Origin of the sequence: Dapis hubbardiae BLCC-M172 (genome assembly GCF_050016015.1) — a bacterium.
Taxonomy (GTDB): Bacteria; Cyanobacteriota; Cyanobacteriia; order Cyanobacteriales; family Microcoleaceae; genus Trichodesmium.
In genome coordinates this window covers 45,769-47,511 of record NZ_JBNHEQ010000226.1, presented here as the reverse complement: position 1 = coordinate 47,511, position 1,743 = coordinate 45,769, and the positions used below count along the sequence as shown (strand labels likewise).

Genomic DNA, 1,743 nt, shown 5'->3' with positions numbered 1-1,743 from the left:
TATGACTTCTAGCTGATCATGAGATTTACTAATAAGTTTTCTCTTCTTCCTTCTTACTTCTTTCTTCTTGCTTCTTTAAAACAGCTTCTCTAAAACCTAACACTACTAAAATATTAGATAGTGTTAGAAATACTTCAGCACTGCAAGGAAATATATTTGGTTTATGACTTCTAGCTGATCATGAGATTTACTAATAAGTTTTCTCTTCTTCCTTCTTGCTTCTTTCTTCTTGCTTCTTTAAAACAGCTTCCCTAAAACCTAACACTACCAAAATATTAGATAGTGTTAGAAATACTTCAGCACTGCCATGTAACCAATCAATATTTGCTAAAGCTTCACTATAAACTTGTTTAGCATAAATTCCAGCAGGAATAGTTACACCCACAAATACTAAAGTTCCATAAAATCCAATTAAGGCTAAACGAGGTGCTTGACCAGAACGAGTTAGAAACCAAAGAAAACCTAAATAGGGAAATAAAGAAAGAGCAAATAAAGTATCTTTAGAAATCATATTTTTAATGGATAATTAATAATGGATAATTAATAATGGATAATTGATAATTGATAATTGATAATTGATAATTGATAATTGATAATTAGAGATATAGCAATCCTATTTGATTTGTGTATAAAAATCTTACCGAAAAATTAAGGTATAAAGCCTCTCCATTCATGGGGAAAAAAGCGGTTGTTTGCGCAGCAGTCCGTTAGGATGGGATGGCGTTTTGCTTCGCAACATATAAAGCGCAGCTCCTCTGGAAGAGGCAGCGGGTCCGTAGGAGCGGGTCTCCCGCTCTTAACAGAGCCGCGTTTCATGTCGCGTTTGCGTTAGCATTCCGTAGGAAAGCGAAACGCTTTTTCGTATAGGGAATGCTCCGCTTTCCATGTCGCTCCGCGTTAACGCGTGTTGTGCGGAACGCTAAACGCCATATCCAATCAACCAAGAGAAGAAAAAAATTCCTTTGGCTCAATCCTCTTATTTCTAATAATTAATAATTAATAATTATTAATTGTTGAACGCTTTTCGGGAATAGGGAATAGGGAATGGGCACTTATTTATAGTTTTTTAATTGTTACAACCTATTTAGGATTGCTATAGTTTTCATTCTCGACTATACATTATTAATTATCAATTATCAATTAATAAACAGTCTCAAAAAATACTGCTGGATTAACTTTTTTTGTAGTTAGAGAAGACTTGCATTTTACCATACAGGAAAATTCAATAAAGAGTAAGAGTTTTCCCTATTCTGTAGGGACGTTCCATGCAACGTCCCTACCTACTCCCTAGTCCCTTTTTACTCTCAGAAAATATCCACCAAGCAGCAGCTAATAGGGTAAAATTTCCCAATAAAGTCATTAATGCTTGAAGAGTAACTAACCATTCTAAATTAGGGTCATTATCAAAATAATGCCAAGTACAAGCACACATAGCACTGACTAATGCAGGTAACATAGCAAAAGATAAACCATACCAGACGCGGTTGTTGGTAATATTACCATAAATGGAAATAAACCAGATGGCAGCTACCCATTCGATAACGCTAGAAACATGAATAATCCAAGTAGGAATTGACAAAGCGTGCATATTTAAAAAATCTGAATTTTTAGGTCTTAACTTCTGTATTCTATAACTTTAACAGGACTTACGAACTTAAACAAGAAACCGGGTTTATTTCCCTAAGTTGTAAATCACAAAACTTATTCGATCAACCTGTTTCTGTGTAAATCATAGTTACAAAC

2 protein-coding genes are annotated in these 1,743 nt (G+C 34.5%); both read right to left on the bottom strand.

The window, feature by feature from the left end:
• Positions 1 to 190: 190 nt before the first annotated feature.
• The gene (locus tag ACP6PK_RS20995; RefSeq protein ID WP_094671724.1) at positions 191 to 511 is read right to left on the bottom strand and encodes a DUF3593 domain-containing protein; all 321 of its coding nucleotides are present in this window, start codon (positions 509 to 511) and stop codon (positions 191 to 193) included.
• Between the two features lie 765 nt (positions 512 to 1,276).
• On the bottom strand, positions 1,277 to 1,588 hold the full coding sequence (locus ACP6PK_RS20990) for a DUF2499 domain-containing protein (RefSeq protein WP_094671725.1): 312 nt from the start codon (positions 1,586 to 1,588) through the stop codon (positions 1,277 to 1,279).
• Between the last annotated feature and the right edge of the window lie 155 nt (positions 1,589 to 1,743).

Excerpts from the sequence above, each read along its gene's own strand:
- ACP6PK_RS20990 (WP_094671725.1), bottom strand. The coding sequence starts at position 1,588 with ATGCACGCTTTGTCAATTCCTACTTGGATTATTCATGTTTCTAGCGTT.
- ACP6PK_RS20995 (WP_094671724.1), bottom strand. The coding sequence starts at position 511 with ATGATTTCTAAAGATACTTTATTTGCTCTTTCTTTATTTCCCTATTTA.